This is a genomic window from Kribbella sp. NPDC026611, assembly GCF_040638345.1.
Lineage (GTDB): Bacteria > Actinomycetota > Actinomycetes > Propionibacteriales > Kribbellaceae > Kribbella.
Map to the genome: position 1 here is coordinate 125199 of NZ_JBEZYC010000011.1, position 22036 is coordinate 147234.

Annotated in this window: 20 protein-coding genes and 1 tRNA gene; 8 read left to right on the forward strand and 13 right to left on the reverse strand. The window is 68.2% G+C overall.

Translation table 11 applies throughout. The features are described from left to right. The 5 genes from frc (at position 1) to AB0E69_RS35315 (ending at position 7451) form a co-directional block, all read left to right on the forward strand. Positions 1 to 1227 (forward strand): formyl-CoA transferase, encoded by a 1227-nt coding sequence (gene frc / locus AB0E69_RS35295; protein ID WP_360156553.1) that lies wholly within the window; start codon positions 1 to 3, stop codon positions 1225 to 1227. A gap of 21 nt (positions 1228 to 1248) precedes the next feature. Then, positions 1249 to 3396: an acetate--CoA ligase family protein gene (locus tag AB0E69_RS35300; RefSeq protein WP_360156556.1), complete on the forward strand. Its 2148-nt coding sequence runs from the start codon at positions 1249 to 1251 to the stop codon at positions 3394 to 3396. Between the two features lie 61 nt (positions 3397 to 3457). Next, positions 3458 to 4954, forward strand: a complete 1497-nt coding sequence (locus AB0E69_RS35305; RefSeq protein ID WP_360156559.1) for an Nramp family divalent metal transporter — start codon at positions 3458 to 3460, stop codon at positions 4952 to 4954. A gap of 11 nt (positions 4955 to 4965) precedes the next feature. Continuing rightward, complete coding sequence (locus AB0E69_RS35310) at positions 4966 to 5481, forward strand: hypothetical protein (protein WP_360156562.1); 516 nt, start codon at positions 4966 to 4968, stop codon at positions 5479 to 5481. A gap of 1241 nt (positions 5482 to 6722) precedes the next feature. After that, positions 6723 to 7451: an alpha/beta hydrolase gene (locus tag AB0E69_RS35315; RefSeq protein ID WP_360156565.1), complete on the forward strand. Its 729-nt coding sequence runs from the start codon at positions 6723 to 6725 to the stop codon at positions 7449 to 7451. A 98-nt stretch (positions 7452 to 7549) separates the two neighbouring features. Here AB0E69_RS35315 and AB0E69_RS35320 read toward each other — a convergent pair whose 3' ends face one another. The 4 genes from AB0E69_RS35320 to AB0E69_RS35335 form a co-directional block, all read right to left on the reverse strand. Continuing rightward, positions 7550 to 8308: a GntR family transcriptional regulator gene (locus AB0E69_RS35320; RefSeq protein WP_360156568.1), complete on the reverse strand. Its 759-nt coding sequence runs from the start codon at positions 8306 to 8308 to the stop codon at positions 7550 to 7552. An 80-nt stretch (positions 8309 to 8388) separates the two neighbouring features. Next, on the reverse strand, positions 8389 to 8571 hold the full coding sequence (locus AB0E69_RS35325) for a hypothetical protein (RefSeq protein WP_360156571.1): 183 nt from the start codon (positions 8569 to 8571) through the stop codon (positions 8389 to 8391). 111 nt (positions 8572 to 8682) lie between these two features. Then, positions 8683 to 9846: an NAD-dependent formate dehydrogenase gene (locus AB0E69_RS35330; protein ID WP_360156574.1), complete on the reverse strand. Its 1164-nt coding sequence runs from the start codon at positions 9844 to 9846 to the stop codon at positions 8683 to 8685. 44 nt (positions 9847 to 9890) lie between these two features. Beyond that, positions 9891 to 10862 (reverse strand): LysR family transcriptional regulator, encoded by a 972-nt coding sequence (locus AB0E69_RS35335; RefSeq protein WP_360156577.1) that lies wholly within the window; start codon positions 10860 to 10862, stop codon positions 9891 to 9893. 171 nt (positions 10863 to 11033) lie between these two features. On the opposite strand from AB0E69_RS35335, the gene AB0E69_RS35340 reads away from it, so the two are divergent. Next, positions 11034 to 11801 carry an alpha/beta hydrolase gene (locus tag AB0E69_RS35340; RefSeq protein ID WP_360156580.1) on the forward strand — a complete coding sequence of 256 codons (768 nt, stop codon included), beginning with the start codon at positions 11034 to 11036 and terminating at the stop codon, positions 11799 to 11801. 27 nt (positions 11802 to 11828) lie between these two features. Here the strand turns inward: AB0E69_RS35340 and AB0E69_RS35345 are convergent, their stop codons facing one another. The 6 genes from AB0E69_RS35345 to AB0E69_RS35370 form a co-directional block, all read right to left on the reverse strand. Next, a complete protein-coding gene (locus AB0E69_RS35345) occupies positions 11829 to 12584 on the reverse strand; it encodes a maleylpyruvate isomerase family mycothiol-dependent enzyme (protein WP_360156582.1) in 756 nt (251 codons plus the stop codon). Positions 12585 to 12642: 58 nt separating this feature from the next. Then, a complete protein-coding gene (dnaN, locus tag AB0E69_RS35350) occupies positions 12643 to 13776 on the reverse strand; it encodes a DNA polymerase III subunit beta (protein ID WP_360156585.1) in 1134 nt (377 codons plus the stop codon). A 161-nt stretch (positions 13777 to 13937) separates the two neighbouring features. Further along, on the reverse strand, positions 13938 to 14795 hold the full coding sequence (locus AB0E69_RS35355; RefSeq protein ID WP_360156588.1) for a S1 family peptidase: 858 nt from the start codon (positions 14793 to 14795) through the stop codon (positions 13938 to 13940). 151 nt (positions 14796 to 14946) lie between these two features. Continuing rightward, entirely contained in the window at positions 14947 to 15366 is a 420-nt protein-coding gene (locus tag AB0E69_RS35360) for a zinc-binding dehydrogenase (RefSeq protein WP_360156591.1), read from the reverse strand. Between the two features lie 115 nt (positions 15367 to 15481). Then, positions 15482 to 16084: an AAA family ATPase gene (locus AB0E69_RS35365; RefSeq protein WP_360156594.1), complete on the reverse strand. Its 603-nt coding sequence runs from the start codon at positions 16082 to 16084 to the stop codon at positions 15482 to 15484. A gap of 931 nt (positions 16085 to 17015) precedes the next feature. Then, entirely contained in the window at positions 17016 to 17522 is a 507-nt protein-coding gene (locus AB0E69_RS35370; protein ID WP_360156597.1) for an RICIN domain-containing protein, read from the reverse strand. Positions 17523 to 17701: 179 nt separating this feature from the next. Between AB0E69_RS35370 and AB0E69_RS35375 the strand changes: the two genes are divergently transcribed. After that, positions 17702 to 18175, forward strand: a complete 474-nt coding sequence (locus AB0E69_RS35375; RefSeq protein WP_360156600.1) for a pyridoxamine 5'-phosphate oxidase family protein — start codon at positions 17702 to 17704, stop codon at positions 18173 to 18175. Positions 18176 to 18190: 15 nt separating this feature from the next. On the opposite strand, the gene AB0E69_RS35380 is transcribed toward AB0E69_RS35375, so the two are convergent. The 3 genes from AB0E69_RS35380 to AB0E69_RS35390 all read right to left on the reverse strand — a co-directional run bounded on the left by AB0E69_RS35380 (position 18191) and on the right by AB0E69_RS35390 (position 20193). Further along, positions 18191 to 18967, reverse strand: a complete 777-nt coding sequence (locus AB0E69_RS35380) for a MarR family transcriptional regulator (RefSeq protein ID WP_360156603.1) — start codon at positions 18965 to 18967, stop codon at positions 18191 to 18193. Positions 18968 to 19122: 155 nt separating this feature from the next. After that, entirely contained in the window at positions 19123 to 19941 is an 819-nt protein-coding gene (locus AB0E69_RS35385; RefSeq protein ID WP_360156606.1) for an LLM class flavin-dependent oxidoreductase, read from the reverse strand. Positions 19942 to 20116: 175 nt separating this feature from the next. Then, positions 20117 to 20193 (reverse strand) — tRNA-Arg (locus AB0E69_RS35390). A gap of 149 nt (positions 20194 to 20342) precedes the next feature. Here AB0E69_RS35390 and AB0E69_RS35395 point away from each other — a divergent pair. Next, on the forward strand, positions 20343 to 22013 hold the full coding sequence (locus AB0E69_RS35395; protein WP_360156609.1) for a PrsW family intramembrane metalloprotease: 1671 nt from the start codon (positions 20343 to 20345) through the stop codon (positions 22011 to 22013). The last annotated feature ends 23 nt before the right edge of the window (positions 22014 to 22036 follow it).

The following is a 22036-nucleotide window of genomic DNA, read 5'->3' on the forward strand; positions in this document are numbered from 1 at the left end:
ATGCCCAAGGCCCTCGACGGTGTCCGTGTTCTCGACATGACCCATGTGCAGTCCGGACCGTCCTGCACCCAGATCCTGGCCTGGCTCGGCGCCGACGTGATCAAGCTCGAGGCACCGACCGGCGACATCACCCGCCAGCAGCTGCGCGACCTCCCGGACGCGGACAGCCTCTACTTCACGATGCTGAACTGCAACAAGCGCAGCATCACGCTGAACCTGAAGTCCGACCGCGGCAAGGAGATCTTCACCGACCTGGTGCAGAACGCCGACATCCTGGTGGAGAACTTCGCCCCCGGCGCGATCGACCGGATGGGCTTCACCTGGGAGCGGCTGCAACTGCTGAACCCGCGCCTGATCTACGCCTCGATCAAGGGCTTCGGCCCGGGCCGGTACGAGAACTTCAAGGCCTACGAGGTGGTCGCCCAGGCGATGGGCGGCGCGATGAGTACGACGGGCTTCGAGGACGGTCCGCCGACCGCGACCGGCGCGCAGATCGGTGACTCCGGCACCGGAATCCACCTGGTCGCCGGCATCCTCGCCGCGCTGTACCAGCGGACCGTGACCGGCAAGGGCCAGCGGGTGTCGGTGGCCATGCAGGAAGCCGTGCTGAACCTGACCCGGGTCAAGCTCCGCGACCAGCAGCGGCTCGCGCACGGACCGCTGAAGGAGTACCCGAACGACAACTTCGGCGACGAGGTGCCGCGCTCGGGGAACGCCTCCGGCGGCGGTCAGCCTGGCTGGGCCGTCCGGACCGCTCCGGGTGGGCCGAACGACTACATCTACGTGATCGTGCAGCCGCCCGGCTGGGCGCCGATCGCCAACCTGATCGGCAAGCCCGAGCTGGCCGAGGACCCGGACTGGGCGACGCCGGCTGCGCGCCTGGACAAGCTGGACAAGATGTTCGCGCTGATCGAGCAGTGGACCGAGCAGCACACGAAGTTCGAGGTGATGGACAAGCTCAACGCGCTGAACGTGCCCTGCGGGCCGATCATGTCCACCCGCGAGCTGATCGAGGACGAGACCCTGGCCGATCTCGGTGCGGTGGTCGAGGTCGCGCACCCGCAGCGCGGCAGCTTCAAGACCGTCGGCTGCCCGATCAAGCTGTCCGACTCGCCGGTCGAGGTGCAGACCTCGCCAGGGCTCGGTGAGCACAACTCCGTCATCTACGGCTCGCTCGGCATCGACACGGCCGAGTTGCGGGAACTCAAAGCCGCCGGCGTGATCTGACCATCCTGAACTGGAGTCCCCATGACATATGACAAGGCAGCAGTCCGGACCATCCTCGACCAGGCTCTGGCGGACGGCCGCACCTCGCTGAGCGCACCCGAGGCCAAGCAGGTCGCGGACGCGTACGGCATCCCGACGCCGGGCGAGGGGCTGGCCACGACTGCCGAGGGAGCCGCCGGTCTCGCGGCCGAGATCGGCTTTCCCGTCGTGCTGAAGATCGTCTCGCCGGACATCCTGCACAAGACCGACGCCGGCGGCGTGATGGTCGGGGTGGACAGCGAGGACGCCGCTCGCGACGCCTTCGACAGGATCCTCGCCAACGCCGTGGCGTACCAGGCCGACGCGGAGATCACCGGCGTACAGGTGCAGAAGATGCTGGTCACCGGCGGTGACGTGCAGGAGGTCATCGTCGGGGCGGTCACCGACCCGACGTTCGGCAAGATCGTCGCGTTCGGCCTGGGTGGCGTGCTGGTCGAGGTACTGAAGGACGTCACCTTCCGGCTGGCCCCGCTGGCCGACGGCGAGGCGCGGGCGATGATCGACGGGATCGGCGCGCACGAGATGCTCAACGGTGTCCGTGGCGCCAAGCCGGTGGACAAGGACGCGCTGGCTGACCTGATCCGGCGGCTGTCCGACCTGGTCACCGACTTCCCGCAGTTCGCCGAGGTCGATCTGAACCCGGTGCTGGCCGGCCCGGACGGGTCCACCGCCGTGGACTTTCGCATCATCGTGGACGCCGCGGCCGGCGAGCCGGTCGAGCGGTTCGGTCAGGAGGAGATCCTGACCGCGATGACGCGGATCATGAAGCCGCGGGCGGTGGCCGTGATCGGTGCCTCGAACGAGGACGGCAAGATCGGCAACTCGGTGATGAAGAACCTGGTCAACGGCGAGTACGCCGGGGACATCTACCCGGTCAACCCCAAGGGCGGCGAAGTCCTCGGACTGAAGGCGTTTCCCTCGGTGCTGGACATTCCCAGTGAGGTCGACGTGGCGGTGTTCGCCGTACCGGCCAAGTTCGTCGGCGCCGCGCTCGAGCAGTGCGGGCAGAAGGGGGTCGCGGGCGCGGTCCTGATCCCGTCCGGGTTCGCCGAGACCGGCGAGCAGGCGCTGCAGGACGAGGTCGTCGCGATCGCGCGCAAGCACAACGTGCGGATCCTCGGGCCGAACATCTACGGCTACTACTACCTGCCGGAGAGCCTCTGCGCGACCTTCTGCACGCCGTACGACGTGCAGGGCAGTGTTGCGCTTTCGTCACAGAGCGGCGGGATCGGGATGGCCATCCTGGGCTTCTCCCGGTCCAGCCGGATGGGAGTCTCGGCGATTGTTGGGGTAGGCAACAAGGCCGACATCGACGAGGATGACCTCCTGACGTTCTTCGAGAGCGACGACAACACCAACCTGATCGCCATGCATCTTGAGGATTTGAAGGACGGCCGGGCGTTCGCCGAGACGGCGGCCCGGGTGTCGAAGAAGAAGCCGGTCGTCGTGCTGAAGGCCGGCCGGACGTCCATGGGCGCCCGAGCGGCCAGCTCGCACACCGGAGCGCTGGCCGGGAACGACAAGGTGTACGACGACATCCTGCGGCAGAGCGGCGTGGTCCGGGCCCCGGGGCTGAACGAGATGCTCCAGTACGCCCGGGGGATCCCGCTGCTGCCGACGCCCAAGGGTGAGAACGTCGTCATCATCACCGGCGCGGGCGGTTCCGGCGTCCTGCTGTCGGACGCGTGCGTGGACAACGGGCTGTCGCTGATGGAGATCCCGCCCGACCTCGACGAAGCCTTCCGGAAGTTCATCCCGCCGTTCGGTGCGGCCGGCAACCCGGTCGACATCACCGGCGGCGAGCCGCCCTCGACGTACCGGAACACGGTCGCGCTCGGGCTGTCCGACGAGCGGATCCACGCCCTCATCCTGGGCTACTGGCACACGATCGTGACGCCGCCGATGGTGTTCGCGAAGCTGGTCGCCGAGGTGGTCGAGGAGTTCCGGGCCAAGGGCATCGACAAGCCGGTGGTGGCGTCGCTGTCCGGTGACGTCGAGGTCGAGGAGGCTTCGCAGTACCTGTTCGACCACGGTGTGGTCGCGTACCCGTACACCACCGAGACCCCGGTCCAGGTTCTCGGTGCGAAGTACCGCTGGGCCCGCAACGCGGGTCCGCTCGGCCGCAGCTGATTGGAGGAAGCAAGTCCGCGGGGGAACAACCGCTAGCTGGCGTCGAACTAAGGAGTCCGCCTTGGACGTCACGAGCAAGACCTCAGAAGTACCCGAAGAGCCGGCGGCAACCGTCACCGAGAAGGTCTGGAAGGCCGGACGGCTCGAACCGATGCCGATCCGGAAGCTTCCGGACGCACCACCCTCGCTGCACATCCTCGGCCCGACCGTGTTCCTGGTCGCGCTCGGGGTGGGCATGGGGGAGTCGTACATGTGGCCCCGGCTCGTCCTGGTGTTCGGGCCGGACATCCGCTGGTTGTTCATGGTCGGCGTCACGCTCCAGGCGTTCGTCCTGCTGGAGATGGCCCGGTACGCGATGGCGACCGGGGAGAGCATCTTCTTCGGCGCGGCGCGGATCTTCAAACCGCTGATGTGGTTCTTCTACGCGGCGGCGATCCTGATCTACATGTGGCCGGGACATCTGTCCGCGGGTGCGGCCGCCTTCGAGGAGATCACCGGCATACCGTGGCAGGTCACCGCGTGCGTGGCTCTGGTGTTCGTCGGTGTGCTGTTCAGTCTGTTGTCGGTGATCTACAACTTCCTCGAGAAGCTGCTCGGTCTGCTGATCGGCCTGCTGGTGGTCGGTACGTCGGTCATCGCGGCCATCGTCGGCAGCTGGGACGACCTCGGCCGGACGCTGTCCGGGATGTTCGCGTTCGGGTACTTCCCGCACGACGCGATGAACTCGGTCTGGTTCCCGGTCGTGGTCGGTTCGATCGCGTTCGCGGGACCGTCGGGGATGCAGCAGATGTGGTACACGCTGCAGCTGCGGGACAGCGGCGCCGGTATGGGTGCGCACATCCCGAAGATCCGCGGCCTGCGGGCCGCGGGCGAGGCGGAAGCGATGCCGTCCCGCGGGTTCATGTTCGACACCGAGGACCCGGCCGAGCTGGCGAAGTGGAAGGGCTGGCGCAAGTGGGTCACCTTCGACGCGATCCTGCTCTTCTGGGGGATCACGATGCTGGTCACGATCTCGTTCACCGTGCTCGCCATGTCGGCGGCCCGGGAGAACCCGAACGTGGCGTCGCTGATCGAAGGCGGCGACCGGGAAGCGGCGCTGAAGGCGATGTCGGACGCGTTCGCGTCGGCCGGCTCGCCGATCCTCGGCACGCTGTTCTTCGCGTTCATCGCGCTGATCGGGCTGAACGCGACCCTGGGTCTGTTCGACTCGTTCTCGCGCGGCCAGGCGGACATGACGTACTACTTCGTCCCTGGTGCGAAGCGGTTCTCGATGTCGCGGCTGTACGCCGGGTTCCTGTGGGGCGTGATCCTGTTCGGGATCCTGATCCTGCTGTTCGGGCCGGCCGACGGTCCGGCGGGGATCCTGGACACGTTGGCGTTCCTGTCGACGTTCGCGATGGGTGCCTACTGCATCGTGCTGCTGCTGACGAACAACCTGCTGCTGCCGAAGAAGATCCGGCCCGGTCCGGTCCGGAACGTGATCATCGGCTTCGGTGCGGTGTTCTACCTGGGCATGCTGTTCTACTGCCTGTTCCGCTTCGGCGTGGCGGTGGGCTGAGCATGACGGACATGTCTGACGTGAAGGAGTTGGCGGAGTACTCGGTGCCGGCCATCTCGGTCGGCGCCGCGGCAGGGTTGATCGCCGGTGGACTGGCCGCGTTCGTGGGCCAGCCCGCCGACTGGGCAGTCCTCACCGGGCTCGGGCTCGGCGTACCGCTCATCCTGTTCGGCACCGGGTACGCCGTACTGGTCGCACTGGGGAAGGTCCCCGCCGGAGTGTTCGCGCCGGCGGCGGTCTACTGGGTGGTCGCATTCCCACTCTCGCTGCTGGCCCACGCCGTCGTCACGACCTGGGTCATCACGGGTACGCCGGGCCTCCCGCCGGAACCGTGGAAGTTCCTCGCCTTCCGGGCCTTGATCAGCATGGGCTTCGCCATCGGCTTCCTCTGGATGCACGACCAAATAGGCCGCCACTGGTGGCCACACATCTTCGACCGCAACACCTACGCAAGACGCACGGTAGAGCAGCACACCCACCTAGCCACCGCCCTAGCCACCCGCAAAGCAGCCACCACCCGCAAGTAATCCCCTCCCAGTCGCCCCGCAACCCCCCGGGTTACGGGGCGACTGCATCGAAAGGACACCGCTCCGCGGCGGCTGCCTATTGCCGCCTCCGGCGGGTCCAAAGGTCACCGCTTCGCGGTGGCTGTTCTGTTGCCGCCTTCGGCGGGCGCGCGTACTGCTGATCCCGGCGACTGCTTGTGGCGCGAGTTGATGTGATGAGTGGGTTGGAAGGTCACCGCTTCGCGGTGGCTGTTCTTCTGCCGCCTTCGGCGGGTGCGCCTACTGCTGATCCCGGCGACTGCTTCTGGCGCGAGCTGATGTGATGAGTGGGATGAAACGACACCGCTTCGCGGTGGCTGTCTGTTGCCGCCTTCGGCGGGTGCGCGGCTCGTGGTCACGGGCGGGTGTGATCGGCGCAGGCTGACGTGGAGAGTGGGTTGGAAGGTCACCGCTTCGCGGTGGCTGTTCTTCTGCCGCCTTCGGCGGGTGCGCGGACTGCTGATCCCGGCGACTGCTTCTGGCGCGAGCTGATGTGATGAGTGGGATGAAACGACACCGCTTCGCGGTGGCTGTCTGTTGCCGCCTTCGGCGGGTGCGCGGCTCGTGGTCACGGGCAGGCGTGATCGGCGCAGGCTCACGTGGAGAGTGGTTTGGAAAGGGCACCGCTGCGCGACGGCTGTTCTGTCGCCGCCCCTCGGCGGGTAGCGGTGGTGACGTGGACTGCGAGGACGTGGCCGCGCGATCATCACTTTCGAGGCCAGAGCGGCTCTGCCCGGTGCTCCTGCGGGCCCGGCATCTCGGTGGTTAACCGCTGCGGTTGCCCGTTCGCCTTCTGCAGGCAGGCTGTGAAGGGTGCATCGCATGGTCAACCACCGAATGCGTTCGGCTTGGGGTGAGGGTGCGCGGTGCGTGGGTTGCTCATCCGGCGTAGGCGGCGGGCCACAAGGCGGCGGTTCGCGGCAGATGGCTGATGCGGATCTCGGCGAGTGCGGAGGAGTCGGTCCAGCGGGGCGGAGGGTGGCCGGTCCGGCGAAGGCGGAGGGGGCCGGTCCGGCGGGGGCGGAGAAGGAACGCGCCGTCGCACGGGTCGGCAAGAGAAACATCGTGTGGAGCGTCAACGTGCGCTGTTAAGCTTCGGGGCCGTGCAGCTGACTGAGGAGGTGGTACCCATGGATGTATCGACGTGGGTGCTCCTGTTTGGGGTCACGGTCGGGCGGTAGGTTGTCCGGGAGCGCCGTAGCGCACTCCTGAAAGGCACGACTATGCAGTTCACGAACGAACGGCGGCTCGACGATGGTGTTGTCGAGCGTGGGTTCAGCCTCGGCGACGTACCCGGCATTCTGTGGACACCCGGATCGGAGTCGACCAGAGTCCCGCTGATTCTGATGGGGCACCCAGGTGGGCTGGGCAAGATGTATCCCCGGCTCGTGGGTCGGGCACAGCACTCCGCGTCGATGGGTTTCGCCTCGGCCACCATCGAGCTCCCGGGGAGTGGCGATCGGCCCCGGCTGGTCGGCGTTGACGAGGCCCGCGCCGATCTGCGACAAACGTTGGCGGCGGGGGAGCCGGTGGACGGGATCGTCGACCGGTTGATCCTCCCGCTGGTCGAGCAGGCAGTCCCGGAATGGCAGGCCGCCCTGGACGCACTCCTCGAGTTGCCCCGGCTCGGCGGCCCGGTCGGGTACTCCGGAGGCGTGATCGCCATCGGCGTACGACTGGCTGTCGTCGAGCCACGCATCGCTGCAGCCGGCCTCTTCGCCGGCAGTTACGTGCCCGCCACCATCCTCGAGGAAGCGCGCCAGGTCACCATCCCGCTGCACGTCCTGCTCCAATGGGATGACGAAGGCAACGATCGGCAAATGGCCTTGGACCTCTTCGACGCCTTCGGCTCCAGGGAGAAAACCCTCCAAGCCAACCTGGGCGGCCACACCGGCGTCCCACAGCACGCCGCCGAAGACGCAGCCCGCTTCTTCCTCCGCCACCTCAGCTGAAGCGAGCAGCAGAAACGCTCGCAGTACCAGGCGGCGTTTGGGCGGTTCACCGCCGAGGTTGACCGCTCAAACGCACCGGACGGGCGCGCCGGGACAGGTCAGTTCGTCGTACGGCGGCGACGGCGGGGGGACTCCTCTTCCGGTGGGGGCTCGGGGGAGGGGGTGCCGGACTGGAGGTCGTGGTAGGCCTTGCGGGTGTGTTCGGTGTGTTCGCGCATTGTTTGGGCGGCTTTGTCTTCGTCGCCTTCGCTGATTGCCTTGACCAGGCGGTTGTGTTCGCGCCAGGAGGCGGCGCCGCGGACGGGGGCGACCGGTGTGTAGTACCAGCGGACGCGGCGGTCGACCTGGGCGGCGAAGTCGACCAGGAAGCGGTTGCCGGACATCTGCGTGATCAGGCTGTGCAGCTCGGCGTTCGTCCGGACGGTCCCGTCGATGTCGCCGGACTCCTGGTACGTCGTGCCGATCTTGCACAGCTCGCGCAGCCGGGCGACGTCTTCCTTGGTCGCGTGCCGGGCCGCCAGCCGCGCCGACTCGGACTCCAGCGCCGCGCGGGCCGCGAGCAACTGGTCGACCTCGTCCTCGGCGGGTACGTGCACCATCGCGCCGAACCCGGGCCGCAGATCCACCCAGCCCTCGTTGTTCAGTCGTTGCAGGGCCTCGCGGACCGGCTGCCGCGACACGCCCAACATGCCGGCCAGCTCGACTTCAACCAGGTGCCGGCCGCGCTCGAGAGTACCGTCGATGATCATCTCGGTGAGGGCCTCGTACACCGACTCACGCAACGGCGTCGGCCGCTTGACGTGCCGCACACCGGTCGGTTCCGCACCCGCCCCTGGCCCAGCGCTGATGGTGGTCATGAGACCCCTTCTGATCAAAGTCATGGCACTTGGTAGACAGTCTACCAAGTGCCATGACGTGACATATAGGGCCGGATGTTTCAGGCCGCGGACTCGTCGGCACGCCGGCAGTCGTCGTCGTGCGCGGACCGGTGGTGGTGGTCGTTGGTCAGCTTGGCGAGCTCGGCGTCCAGGTCGACCGGGGCGTTGAGCTCCTGCAGCTCCGGGGCATCCGGGAACTGCGGACGAGCCGCCAGAGCGCCGAACCTACGGGTGAAGATCATGTCCAACCTTTCTCTGAATTCTGGCTTCTGTATACATTCAACCAGCTCAACTCGCCGGTCATGCCCAGATCTCAGGTGATCCCGCTCTCATGACCGATCAGTAGCCAAGCGTCACCTGCTGTTCGTCGAGTAGCTGTGCGCGCCAACCCCGGCCAGTTGACCGCCGTCGACGATCAGGTACTCCTCGCGGATCGGCGTACCGGCCAACCACGATTCCAGGATCTCGCGCGTGCCTGCGGCGTACCGTGCCTGCGCCGAGAGCGACGAGCCGGAGATGTGCGGCGTCATCCCGTGGTGCGGCATCGTCCGCCACGGGTGATCGGCCGGCGCGGGCTGCGGGTACCAGACGTCACCGGCGTACCCGGCCAGCTGACCACTCTCCAGTGCGCGCACGATGGCGTCCCGGTCGACGATTCGGGCCCGCGCGGTGTTGATCAGGTACGTCCCGCGCTTCATTGAGCTCAGCAGCTTCTCGCCGAACAGCCCTTCGGTCTCCGGGTGCAGCGGCGCGTTGCTCGTCACCACGTCGCAGTGCGGCACCATATCGGCCGCGCTCGGGTGGAACGTCAGCCCGAGCTCGCGCTCGACCGACTCCGGCAGGCGGTGCCGGTCGGTGTAGTGCAGCTTCACGTCGAACGGCGCCAGCCGTCGCAGTACGGCGGTACCGATCCGCCCCGCTGCGACCGTACCCACCTGCATGCCCTCGAGGTCGTACGAGCGTGCCACGCAGTCCGCGACGTTCCACCCGCCGTCGACGACGACCTGGTACGACGGGATGTAGTTGCGGACCAGGCCGAGGATCATCATCACCACGTGCTCGGCGACGCTGATGCTGTTCGAGTAGGTGACCTCGGCAACGGTCATCCCGTGCGCGATCGCCGCGTCCAGGTCGACGTGGTCGGAGCCGATCCCGGCCGTGATCGCGAGCTTGAGGTTCGGCGCCTTCGCGATCCGCTCCGCGGTCAGGTACGCCGGCCAGAACGGCTGTGAGATCACCACGTCGGCGTCTGGCAGTTCGCGGTCGAGGACCGAGTCCGCGCCTTCCTTGTCGGACGTGACGACCAGCGTGTGCCCCTGGCTCTCGAGGAACGCGCGCAGGCCGAGCTCGCCGGATACGCTGCCGAGCAGGGCGCCCGGCGTGAAGTCGACCGCCTTCGGCGACGGCGCGGTCTGGCCGCCCGGGTACCCGGAGATCACCGGGATCTCATCGCGCGCGTACGACGTCGGGTAGCCGGTCGTGGGGTCGTCGTACAACACGCAGACTATCTTTGCCATGATGGGAATCTCCTTGTTCTGAAGGGAATTCCACCATCTCCGGGTCACGGCCCGACGGTCAAAGACTTGCTTGCTATGTCGAGATAGCCCGAGCCCATCAAGTGCACATCGAGCAGATCGTCGAGAGCCTTGTGGACGCCGGCCTGCCGGGCGATATCCAGCAACGCCCGCGCGAGCACCGGCTCCGGACTCCGCGCTGCGATCACCAGACCGACCCGCGGCCCGTGCGCGGGACTCTTCAGTGGTACGACGCGCATCCCGTCCGGTACGCCGAACATGTGCAGCCACGCGTGCGAGATCACGGTCGACCAGTGGTTGCCGTGCAGATGGCTGTAGAGCCCCGAGACGGTGTCGCTCTCGATGGCCGGTGTCGCCGTCACGCCGTCATCGGTGAAGTACCCGTTCATGATCCGCCGGTTGCGCATGTCGGGGGAGAGCAGGCAGAGCGGAAGCTCCGAGACCTGCGCCCACGTTGCCATCGGCAACTCGGCGAGCGGCGAGTGCTTCGGCGTCAGCAGCAGGTACCGCTCTTCGTACAGCGGCGTCTTCCGGACTTGCCCGAGGGTGTCGTCGTCGAGGTACGTCATCGCGACGTCGAGATTGAAGTCCGCCAGCTTGTGGGTGATGTCCCGCGACGACAGCGACTCGATCGTCACCCGCGCGTGGCCGTGCCGCTCGCAGAACGGGGTGGTCAACAGCGAGACGACCGGCATCGCAGTCGGGATCGCGCCGAGCCGGAGCGTGCCGGTCAGACCGCCGCGCAGTACCGACAGCTCGTGCCGCAGCGCGTCCTGCTCGGCGAGGATCCGCTGCGCCCAGAGCAGCACCCGTTCACCCTCGGGCGTAAGCCCTTCGAACCGGCGGCCGCGGCGGACGATCGGTACGTCGAGCTCCTGCTCGAGCTTGCGGATCGCGGCCGACAGGGACGGCTGGGACACGTAGCAGGTGTCCGCCGCCCGGGCGAAGTGCTTCTCCCGGGCGAGCGCGACGAGGTACTCCAGCTGGCGGAGCAGCATCAACGACTCCGGGGCGGTGTGCAGTCGTCTGTATACATAATCCAACTGTAGTGATGCCGGGTCTCTTTGTCGGTAGCGCCGAGTAGCGTGTGAGGTGGATCACAGAGGGTCGTTCGGGTCGCGCACCGTTCGACGGCTGGGCAGAGGAACCTCAGGCACAAGGGAGTTGAGATGGAAACGGTTGTCTCGAAGGACGGCACCGAAATCGCCTACGACACCTACGGGCAGGGCCCTGGTCTGGTGCTCGTGGCCGGCGGGTTCACCGAACGCTCGCGGTACGTCGGTGACGCCGAGGCGCTGGCGTCGACGTTCACGGTGGTGAACTACGACCGTCGCGGCCGTGGGGACTCCGGCGACACGCTGCCGTACGCGGTCGAGCGGGAGTGGGAGGACCTCGAAGCGGTGCGCGCGGCCACCGGTGCGCGCTTCGCGTGTGCGTACTCGTCCGGCTCGATGGTGCTTCTCCAGGCCCGGCTGCCGTTCGAGAAGCAGGCCGTGATGGAGCCGCCGTTCCGCGTCGAAGGCGCACCGCCGCCTCCGGAGCACTACGTCGAGCGCCTGCAGGAGTACGTCGCCGCCGGGAACCCGGGTGGCGCCGCGGAGCTGTTCATGACCGAGGCGGTCGGGCAGCCGAAGGCGGCGGTCGACCAGCTCAAGGAGACGCCGGCGTGGCCTCGGTTCGAGGCCATCGCGCACACCCTCGTGTACGACGCGCTGCAGCTGCGCGACAACGCCGTACCGACCGAGCTGCTGGCGTCGATCGACGTACCGACGCTGGCGCTGTTCAGCAACGCCAGCCCGGACTGGCTGAAGAACGCAACCCGTCAGACCGCGGCCGGACTGCCCAACGGCACAGTCGAGGGGTACGACGGGACGTTCCACACCATCCCGTCGGACACCCTGGCACGGGCGCTGACCGCCTACTTCCTCAGCACGTGATCCAACTGTCGCGGCCGCCCGCGGAGGCTAGCCGAAGCTCACCCGCTCCCGGTAATAGTCGAGCAGGTCCCGATCGCCCTCGACCTGCACGTTGTCGTTGCGGCGTTTGTAGAGGTGCAGGAGGAGGTCGGTGACCGGTGCCTTGACCGTCACGGCCGTCGGCTCGTCGCTGTGACGCCACTGGATCGCGTCGCCGGTGAGGTCGACGACCCAGGCTTGGTGGGCCGCCTTGAACTTGAGGGTCCGGCCGGGCGCGAGCAGCTCGCGCATCCAGGGGTGGACCTCGAAGTGCAGCGGGAGCGCGCCGAGCTCCATCCACTCGTCGATGCCGTCCGTGGCGACCTCGGCGTCGAGCTCGTAGGGACGATCGAGAGCGAGCGCGGCGTCGGCGCGGTGCATGACGGTCTCGTGCGTCATCCGGCGCGCGGTGAAGCGGATGGTCGGGTTGTCGATCGGCATCTGGATCGGTACGTCGGGCCCCGCGGTCAGCAGCGCCTTCGACAGGTCGCGCGCGCCGTCGACGAGCCAGTCGGCGAGCGCGCGGGCCTTGGCGTTGTCCGCGGTCCAGTGCGTGGGGTCGCGGAAGTCGTCCTCGGGCGGCGCGCTGCCGGTCTGCGCGACGATCGTCGCCTCGCGGTGGGCGCCGCCGACGTGGCGGACGAGCTGGCCGACGTTCCAGCCGGGGCACGACGGGACCGGCGTACCCAGGTCGGCTCCGGTCAGCTGGTCGGCCATCAGCTCGGCCTGCTCGACGATCAGCTCGCAGTGCCGCTCGTAGTCCATCTGTCTCTCCTCCGTTTGGTTCTGCCTGGGAGTCGGAGCCAGATCCGGTGTCTTGACGTCAGTTCGGCAGGCGCATGGGCATCAGGATGTAGGCGGCATCTTCGGACGGGGTCTCGTCGGGGGAGCGGATGCCGGTCAGATTGGCCGGGCGGGTGGGCTGGGTGAAGGCGAAGTGGGCGATCGGTGCGCCGAGTGAGGCCAGGCCGTCGAGCAGGTAGCCGGCGTTGAACCCGGCGATCACCGGCTGTCCGGTCAGCGTGATCTCCACAGCCTCGGAGGCCTCGGCCTCCTCGCCGTTGCCGGCGTCGAGAGTCACCACGCCCTCCTCGATGGTGAAGCGGATCGGCGCCGCTCGCTCGGCGACCAGGGCGACCCGCTTGACTGCCTCGACCAGCGTCGCCGTGTCCACCGTCACGGTGCTGGTGATCGCGGCCTCCGCCGGGATCAGGTTGCGGACCTTCGGGAACTCGCCGTCGATCAGCCGGCTGGTCGCATGCCGCCCGCCGCCCTCGAACCCGATCAACCCGTCCCCTGTGCGGGTGGAACCGAGCGCGAGGGTCAGCTCGTGCCCGGCCATCGCCTTCGCGACGTCGGACAGCAGCTTGGCGGGGACCAGCACGTTCGTGTCGATGTCGGCATCGACCGGCTCCCACGGGATGGTTCGGACGGCCAGCCGGTACCGGTCGGTGGCGAGCAGGGAGATCGACGTACCGCGGATCTCGAGCCGGATCCCGGTGAACACCGGCAGTGTGTCGTCGCGACCGGCCGCGCTCACCACCTGCGCCACCGCGCGCGCGAACAGGTCACCGTCGACGACGCCGCTCGCCTTGGGGATCTCGGGGAGCGCCGGATACTCGTCGAGCGGCAGCATGTGCAGGCTGAAGCGCGAGCTCCCGCTGCTCACCTGGATCCGCGTCGACTCGCCGTCCAGCTCGACCGAGTCCCGAGGCATGCTGCGGCAGATGTCCGAGAGCAGCCGCCCCGACACCAGCGCGCGTCCCTCGCCGGCCACCTCGGCCGGCACGCTCACCTGCGCGGAGCTCTCGTAGTCGAACCCGGACAGCGTCACCTGCCCGTCCGCGGCCTCGACCACCATCCCGGCCAGGATCGGCACACTCGGCCTGGTCGGCAGGCCGCGCGCGACCCATCCGACCGCCTCGGCCAGCACCTCACGTCCAACCCGAACCTTCATCGCCGTGCCTCCCGATCCCCATCGCGAAGTACGACTCAATCACCTGCCGCCGACAGTTTTAAGGGCTGGGCCGCTTTAAGGGCTGGGCCGCTTTGAGGGCTGGGCCGATCTGTCCGCGGAGGCCATCCGCGGACAGATCGATCGTTGCGGCGCAGCGTGGGTCAGTAGACGGTCACGCCGTACGCGCTCGCGGCCTCGGTGACGGGCTGGAAGAACGTCGTACCTCCGGTGGTGCAGTTACCGCTGCCGCCTGAGGTCAGGCCGATCGCCTTCGATCCGTCGTACAGCGGACCGCCGGAGTCGCCGGGCTCTGCGCAGACGGTGGTCTGGATCAGCCCGCTGACCCGGCCGCCGCCGGAGCCGGAGTACCGCACCGTGACGTTGAGCGCAGTGACCTTGCCGCTGTGGACGCCGGTCGTCGAGCCCTTGCGGGTCACGTTCTCACCGACGAACGCGTTGGCCGCGGTGAAACCGCCCGGGTGGCTGAGCGACGTGTTGGTGTACTGCACCAGCGCATAGTCGTTGCCCGGGAAGCTGTACCCGACGGTCGGACCGATCAGCGTGCTGTGGTTCGAGTTGGTGTACCAGGTGCTGGCCACCTTGCCGCAGTGCCCGGCGGTCAGGAAGTAGTAGGAACCGCCCTTCTGGACGTTGAAGCCGAGCGAGCAGCGGTACTGGCCGCCGTAGATCGCGTCTCCGGCCGCGAGGAGTGGACGGAAGACGCCATTGGTGCGGTTGACCTGCACTGCGCCTTGCTTCAGCGCTGCGAGGTCCCTGTTGGAGACAGTGCTGTCGGCCGTGACGACTACCTTGCCGGAGGCCGCGTCGGTGTACCAGGCGATGCCCCGCACTCCGGACCGCTCGACGGCGGACTGCGCGGCGGACAACTGGGCGGCCGGTGACGGAGCCTTTGCCTCTGCCGGTACGGCGTACAGCGCTGCGGCGACCGCGCTGACGGCGGCCAGGAGCTGGGCGGTCCGGCGCAGGCGTGTCCGGACTGTCGTACGTTCGATCCTCACTTGTTCCTCCTGCGGAGTGAACGGGACCGATGGGCGGGGTCCCTGGAGTGCCGGGCGGTGGCGGCGCGTAGTCGTGACAGCACTTCCCGACACTTCGGAGTGTTTTCCCGCTGGGCGTTGTGTGCAAGCCGAAGCCGCGTCGCGAGGCGGCTTACCCGGTGATCGAGACGACGGTCTTGCCGCGGACCAGACAGTCTTTCAGGTAGCGGACGGCGGCCGCGGTCTGGTCGAGCGGGAACACTCGATCGACGGGCGGGGTGAACTTGCCCGCGGCGGCGAGGTCGGCCAACGCGCTCAGGTCCTCGTGTTTCTCCGAGTTGATGTAGACCTTCAGCGACTGCCCGATGAACGGCGCCAGCAGCATCGCCCGGAGCTGCCGGTCGGTCCCGCCGAGCCAGCGGCCGTCGGTCTCGCCGCCGACGATGACGATGCGTCCCTTCGGCGTCGTGGCGTGGCGGAGCTTACGGAGCGTCGCGTTGCCGGCGACGTCGAGGATCACGTCGTACGGCGCTGCGTCGGCGAAGTCGTCGCGGGTGTAGTCGAGGACCTCTTCCGACGCCGAACACCTCATCACCCACCTGGAACCGGGTAACGCCGCCTCCGACGGCTGCCACTACCCCTGCCAGATCCATCCCGAGCGCCGGATGCTTCGGCGCCCGGACACCGTAACCAGCCAGCCGCTAAGCTTACATCGTAAGGTGGCCGAAGTGGATCCCCTGGAGAGCACTTGCTTCGCGCCGACTGAGGACGACCGCCGACTGAGCCCCTGGTACGACGTGACCCGGGTCGTCGGCCGCCTGTCTCAGCAGCGCCGGCCAGCGGCGGCAGTGCGTCTCCATGCTTCCGGAGCGGACCACACGCCCTCTGGCCCATTGGCCCGACCGCGCAACGTCGCCCGGGACATCCAGCAGGACCAGGTGCAGCGGCACACCGGCGCGTCTGGCTCGCCAGCCCAGGAGATTGCGCACCCAGGGCCGGGTAGCGCAGTCGTGCAGCACCAGCGGACCCCGGCCAGGGCGGATCGCGTTGAGGACGGTCACGTAGTACGCAAGGTGGAGGAGCGGTCGCCACCACGCATACGGCACCCGGCCCAGCAAGGGCATCCACCGAGCCCGCAGCCGCTCCGAGTCGAGCACCCGTACACCGCTGTGGTCACTCCCCACTGGGTACAGCCGACGCAGCAGAGTGCTCTTGCCCGCTCCTGGGATCCCCGCCAGCACCACAACCGCATCCACGGCATACCGGAGCTCACGCCCGCGCAGCACTCCTTCGATCAGTCCCGAATGCACCCGACCCGTCCTTCCTGCCCTCGCCAGTACAGGTAAGACGAACGAGCCAACCCCACCGCCCCCAAAGCACACTGAGAACTCAGTAGGAACTTTCTGAGAGCCAGGGTGGTCCGGTTCGACCGCGCTGGGTGATCCTGTCGCTATGGGCAGGTCCCTGTGGTGGGGCTTGGCGGCGCTTGCCGTTGGGGTCGCCGGTTGTGCGGACGCGGTGGATCCGGCGGCCGGTGGGCCGAGCACGGTCTCGACCAGCCCGGAGCACACGAGCGGGTACTCCGCCCACGCGCCGGCGGTCGTCGCCGTCGAGAACCCGGACGGCATGGCGGTCGCCGCGGGGGCCCTGTGGGTGAAGACCGACGACGGTCGGGTGGTTCGGATCGACCCGGCGACCAACCGGGTGACGGGTCAGGTCAAGCTCGACACCACGTCCGACCCCAACCAGTACTGCCAGGGCATCGGCTCCCACGGCGCATCTCTGTGGGCGTGCGCCACCACCGACCAGGGCACGGACGTGGTCCAGTTGGACGCGGCAACCCGACACGTGCTCCGGCGAGTCGCCGCACACAAGGTCTTCGACCAGCTGACGATCCCCGTAACCTCCCGCGGTGCCTGGGTCCTGACCGGCGACGGCACAACCGTTGCCGTCGTCAGCCTGACCGGTCAGGTCACGTCGTACCCACTAGGTGTCCGCTGCCTCCAGTTGGCCGCCTCCGAAGACAAAGTGGTCGCCACGTCCTCCACAGAGGGCGCAGTAGTTGCTCTGGACGCCTACACGGGTCAGGTCACCGCCCGCACCTCGCTACCAGCCCCTCGACTGGCCGCCATCACTCCCACCGCTATCTGGATAGACACCAGCGACGGCCTGACCCGCCTGTCATCCGACCTGACCCCCGAGGCCAAGTACCCCTCCCTGGCAGCAGCCGGCGCAGCTTCATCAAGGCTTGGGGCCCCATACCTGGTCGGCATTCCCACTGCAGGTGTAGTGGATCAGCTTGACTCCATTTCCCAGTTGGCTGGCGGGGACGGCCAGGCACTCGCCGGTGGAGAGGTTGTGCAGTCTGTTTCCCTGGTCCCACGACCAGAGTTGAGCTTCGCTGAAGCCGGCGCAGTTGTTCTGCCACACCGGCCCACCGTGGCCGCCGGCCGCCTCCATGCACATCCCGGTTTTGTCGTTCTCGAACGTGTACTCGGGATTGCCGTACGCGTCACGCCCCTGGAACGTCGCGTCCCAGTACTGATCGGTGGCGGAGGGCTCGCAGGTGAACTGGATGAGCTGCGTCTGAATCACCCTGCTTCCGCCCGGAACGGCCGCGCATTTGTCGCTGTGCTTGTTGATCAACGGGATCGTGTAGACGGGCCCGGAGGCACTCGCCGGTGCGGTGAGCAGACAGGTGGTCGCACCGAAGACGAACAATCCGGCGACCCAGCTCCGAACTCGCATGTGATGACCTCTCCTCGGGGTTTCGTTGGAACACAGAGAACGGGTGGAAGGCATCGGGCCGCAACGGATAGACCAATATCTGCAGCTTGTTGCGATCGAAGCAACGAAGACCGCCGGCTGAAGCGTTGCGGCCGAGGCGCCGCCCCCCCAGCGACCCGGCCCGCGGCTAGCTTTCCGGTATGAGACCTGATGCGCTGGCCAAGCACCTGATCGAGAGCAATCGCTACATGGTTCTCGGGACTGTGGACCCGGACGGGCGTCCGCGGGTCTCGCCGGTGTACTTCGCTCCGGACGGCTACTCGGTCGTCTACTGGGTGTCTTCGCTCGAGTCACACCACTCGCTGAACATCGCCGAGCGTCCCGAGGTCAGCATGGTCGTGTTCGACTCGGCGGCGGAGGTCGGCAGTGGTGAGGCGGTCTACTTCATCGCTCGGGCAGAGGTGGTGCCGGACGAGGAGTTGGAGACGTGTCTCGACACGGTGACCTGGACGCGGTTTCCGGGACTCCGGCAGTTCGCCGCGGCGGAGCTGCGGGATCCAGAGGTACGGCGGCTGTATCGGGCGCGGATCAGCGAGCATTCGATCCACATCCCGGGCCGGCACCCGGAGTACGGCACGGGCACCGACCGCCGGATGACAGTCGACCTCGGCTAGGACGCTCAAGTCCACTTACACCGCAGCGATCGGCTCCAGCCCCGCGATCAGCTCGTCAAGCTCGTCCGCGCTGAGTACGTCGTACGCCGGCGCTGCCAGTTCGTCGGTGAGGGCCTCGATCCGCTCCTTGGCGTCCCGGCCGGCGGCGGTGAACCCGCCTGCGGCATCGACGAGGCCGCGGCCGCGCAGCCGTTCGACGACTGCGGACAGCTGTGGCTCGGGTAGGTGATGGACCCGATCGAACTCCTCCGGCCGCATTCCGAGAGCGAGAGCCATCAGGACATGTGCCTCGGTGCCACCGATGCCGTGAGCGACCAGAGCAGCGTTGTGGCCGTCGCCGCGGTACTCCCGCAGCAGATTCGCCGCGTGCCACAGCCTGGCCACCGGCTCCTCGGGTACGTCGAGGGCTCGGAGCCCGGCGTACAACCCTCGGCCCTCGGTCGGCGCGCTGACCGCTGCTCTGGTGGCGAGGTCAGCGACCCGGACCAGACCGGGTGAGTCGGCGAGATCCCCGATCCTCCGCCGCAGCTCCGCGGCGCTGGCCCGTTCACGCACGGCGATGGCCTCCTCCGGGGTGGTCTTCCCCCAGACCCATGGGATGTGCCGCGCCACCTCGCCGTCGGCGAAGTTGTAGAAGACCGCGTGCACCACCTCGGCGGGCGCCAGACCCAGCGGGGCGGCCCGGCCGGCGAAGTACCCGTCCCAGTAGTTCCGCATCCCCAGCGCCAGGAACGCCTCCGTCACCGCATCGGAGAACGTCACGGTCGCAATCGGCTCAACCAGCTCGAACATCCGGTGAATCTTCACGTGCGGATGCGCCATCGCCGACATCTCCCATGGTCACGACCGCCACCACAGGCAGCCTCTAACCCTGACGTCGGACAAGGTCGCCGGCATTCGACACTTCCGCACCGCCCAACGACGTACAGATCTCCGATGAGCGCCGTCTACTGTCCGGCCAGCTTGGCCACGGCCGGCGCGAGGGTGTCGGCAAAGTCGGCACCGATGACGAAGTAGGAGAAGCCGATCTCCTCGCGACGCCGTTGGATTTCTTCGGCGGCTGCCGACGGGTCACTCGGAAGGATGACGAGCGAGTCGGCCGCGCGCAGCGCCGCGGTGTCGAGGCCGGGAGCCGCCATGAACGGGGCGGTACGGTCACCGATGGCGGCGACGTGCTGGGCGAGTTCGAGGTCGCCGCGGCCGGCGAAGTCGCGTACCACCTTCGTGGTTTCGGCCCGGTCGTCGTCCGCTGGGAGTACGAACGTGACCGCGTCGGCGACTTCGAGCGCCAGCGCCCGCGACTTCGGCCCACTCACCGCCATGACCACCGGCGTGTGCAGCTCGGGACCGTCGAACGAACGGAGGGCCGCCACCGTCTCACGCATCCTGGTGCGACGCTCAGCGGGGGAGACGGCAGGCAGCCCCAGCTCGACCTCGATCCCGGGCCGGCCGGCGCCGAGGCCCATCTCGAAGCGACCTTCGGTGAGAACTGAGAGCGAGTGCGCCTCCCAGGCTGTACTCCAGGGTTCGCGCAGCGCGGCGGCATAGACCCACGAGCCGACCCGCAGGTCAGCAACCGCGGCCGCGGTCGCCAGCGTGGGCCCCATCGCCGGCTGCCAGGTAGGAACGTCGGGCAGCAGCAACGTCGAATAACCGAGGTCAGCCACACGTCGCGCACCGTCCCGCCACGCCGCCAGGTCATCCCCCACCGGCGCAACGACCCCGAACCGAAATGGCCTACTCACTCGCCCGGCCTGCTCGTTCATCGTGCTCTCCTCGAGTCCGGGACCCTTGCTGGGTCCGCTTGCCCCTTCCACGAACCCACCACCCAGAATTCGACAAACCCCACCCAAGAACCTCAACACTTCGGCCGGAGACGAATCATCCGTGACCGACGCCCCCCCACCGGCGGGCACGCAGCACCTGACCTGCGCGTTCAGCTGGCGCGCCCGGCAGGATTCGAACCTGCGACCAACGGATTAGAAGTCCGACGCTCTATCCAGCTGAGCTACGGGCGCTTGGCAGGGAAGAGTCTGTCAGATCGGCGGGTGAACGCGCCTCTGGGTTCCGGTCCGGGCGGTTCGAAGTACAGGGCTGTCGTTCCATCCAGGTAACGCTGAGTGGGTGGTTCTGCCACGCGGTCGGCTCCCCAACTAGGCTTCGGGGCATGAGTCACCCCTCACCACGCCCGGCCGGCGCGCCGCAACCCGCGGCGGGGTCGGCGTACTCGCCCGGCGGACCCTATCCGCAGCCGAACGTGCTCGGGAGCCATCCGGTCCCCGGCCAGCGGCGGAACCAGGGTGTTCTGATCGGGATCGTGATCGCGGTGGTGTTCGCGATCGCGGGTCTGGTGATCTTCGGCATCGTGGCCAAGTCCACGGGCGCGGGCGGCTTCACCTGGGGCCTGGTGTTCGCGTTCGTCCCGGTCGTCCCGGTGATCGCGCTCTACCTCTGGCTGGACCGCTACGAGCCCGAGCCGACGAAGTACATCATCTTCGCGCTCTGCTGGGGTGCGTTCATCGCGACCCTCGCGGCCATCTTCATCAACACCGAGGTGTCGCACCGGCTGGCCGAGACCGGCGTGGGCGGCGACCGGTCGGCCGTCTTCGTGGCGCCGCCGGTGGAGGAGTTCGCCAAGGGGTCGGTGATCCTGCTGCTGGCGCTGGTCCGGCGGAAGGAGTTCGACGGCATCATCGACGGGCTCGTGTACGCCGGGATGGTCGGCGTCGGCTTCGCCTTCACCGAGAACATCCTGTACTACGGCCGCATCTTCAACACGCTCTCCGAGGAGTCCGGCAGCGACGCCGGTCTGCGCGGCGCGTTCGTGCTGTTCGTGATCCGCGGGTTGATCTCGCCGTTCGCGCATCCACTCTTCACGTCGTTCACCGCGATCGGGATCGGCGTCGCGATACGGCACCGAAGTACGGTCGTCCGTTTCCTCGCCCCGATCGTCGGGTACCTGGCAGCAGTGCTGGCCCACGGCCTGTGGAACGGTGGCGCCAGCTGGGCCGGCGGTGGCGGCTTCATCACCGTGTACCTCTTCTTGATGGTGCCGATCTTCATCGGCATGGTGATCTTCGCGCTGGTGATGCGGTCCCGGGAAGGACAGATGATCGCATCACGGCTGTATGACTACGTGCGGTTCGGCTGGCTGGTGCCGCAGGACGTACCGCTGATAGCGACGCTGCGGGGGCGCAAGGCGCTCCGGCAGAACGCGAAGCGGTACGGCCCGCAGGCGGAGGCGGCCGCGAAGGCGTTCCAGCAGAACGCGACCGAGCTCGCCTACCTGCGGGACAAGATCGTGCGGCAGGTGATCGGGCCGGACGCCCTGGAGACCGAGAAGCGGCTGCTGGACGAGCTGCGCGATCGGCGGGGGAGCGTGCCGTTCCCGCCGATGCCGGCGTTCGCCCAGGCGGCACCGCAGTACTCCGGTCCGATGCCTGGTGGGTACGGGCCGGGTGCGCCTGGCCCGGGCGGGTATGGACCGGTGGGCCCGGGTGGGCCTGGTCCGGGCGGCTACGGGCCCCCTGGACCCGGTCCTGTGCCTAGTGGGCCGGTGCCGGCTGGACCGGGCATGGCAGGGCCTGGCGGGCCGATCGGTGGGCCTGTGCCTGGTGGGGCTGGTGGGCCGGGGACCGATGCCGGTACGCCGTGGGCCGGGGGAGGCGGCGCTGATACGCCGGGACCGGGTGGGCCGCCGGACGGTTATCCGCCTGCTCAGCCGGGGTATCCGACGGGGCAACCCGGTTACCCAGCGGGCCAGCCTGGTTACCCACCGGGACCCCCTGGTCAGCAAGGATCGGCGGGAGGATACGGTCCGTATCCACCACCGCAGTGACTGCCACCCGTCCACGCCGCCAA